The sequence below is a fragment of the Rahnella perminowiae genome (assembly GCF_019049755.1).
GTDB classification, from domain to species: Bacteria; Pseudomonadota; Gammaproteobacteria; order Enterobacterales; family Enterobacteriaceae; genus Rahnella; species Rahnella perminowiae.
In genome coordinates this window covers 1-1,408 of record NZ_JAFMOS010000180.1, presented here as the reverse complement: position 1 = coordinate 1,408, position 1,408 = coordinate 1, and the positions used below count along the sequence as shown (strand labels likewise).

The 1,408-nt window shown below is 53.1% G+C and carries 1 rRNA gene; it reads right to left on the bottom strand.

What is annotated here, in order from left to right:
* Window positions 1–8: 8 nt before the first annotated feature.
* Window positions 9–1,408, bottom strand: a 23S ribosomal RNA gene (locus J1785_RS01055); the annotation flags it as partial.

Genomic DNA, 1,408 nt, shown 5'->3' with positions numbered 1-1,408 from the left:
GGTGTTGTAAGGTTAAGCCTCTCGGGTCATTAGTACTGGTTAGCTCAATGCATCGCTGCACTTACACACCCAGCCTATCAACGTCTTAGTCTTAAACGTCCCTTCAGGTGGCTTAAAGCCACAGGGAAGACTCATCTCGAGGCAAGTTTCGCGCTTAGATGCTTTCAGCGCTTATCTTTTCCGCATTTAGCTACCGGGCAATGCCATTGGCATGACAACCCGAACACCAGTGATGCGTCCACTCCGGTCCTCTCGTACTAGGAGCAGCCCCTCTCAATCTTCCAACGCCCACGGCAGATAGGGACCGAACTGTCTCACGACGTTCTAAACCCAGCTCGCGTACCACTTTAAATGGCGAACAGCCATACCCTTGGGACCTACTTCAGCCCCAGGATGTGATGAGCCGACATCGAGGTGCCAAACACCGCCGTCGATATGAACTCTTGGGCGGTATCAGCCTGTTATCCCCGGAGTACCTTTTATCCGTTGAGCGATGGCCCTTCCATTCAGAACCACCGGATCACTATGACCTACTTTCGTACCTGCTCGAGCCGTCACTCTCGCAGTCAAGCTAGCTTATGCCATTGCACTAACCTCACGATGTCCGACCGTGATTAGCTAACCTTCGTGCTCCTCCGTTACTCTTTAGGAGGAGACCGCCCCAGTCAAACTACCCACCAGACACTGTCCTCACCCCCGATTAGGGGGCCGAGTTAGAACATCAAACATTAAAGGGTGGTATTTCAAGGTTGGCTCCACGCAGACTGGCGTCCACGCTTCAAAGCCTCCCACCTATCCTACACATCAAGGCTCAATGTTCAGTGTCAAGCTATAGTAAAGGTTCACGGGGTCTTTCCGTCTTGCCGCGGGTACACTGCATCTTCACAGCGAGTTCAATTTCACTGAGTCTCGGGTGGAGACAGCCTGGCCATCATTACGCCATTCGTGCAGGTCGGAACTTACCCGACAAGGAATTTCGCTACCTTAGGACCGTTATAGTTACGGCCGCCGTTTACCGGGGCTTCGATCAAGAGCTTCGCCTTGCGGCTGACCCCATCAATTAACCTTCCGGCACCGGGCAGGCGTCACACCGTATACGTCCACTTTCGTGTTTGCACAGTGCTGTGTTTTTATTAAACAGTTGCAGCCAGCTGGTATCTTCGACTGGCTTCAGCTCCGGGAGCAAGTCCCTTCACCTACGCGCCAGCGTGCCTTCTCCCGAAGTTACGGCACCATTTTGCCTAGTTCCTTCACCCGAGTTCTCTCAAGCGCCTGAGTATTCTCTACCTGACCACCTGTGTCGGTTTGGGGTACGATTTCGTGTTACCTGGAGCTTAGAGGCTTTTCCTGGAAGCATGGCATCAGCTACTTCACCACCGTAGTGGCTCGTTATCACGCCTCAGGGTTA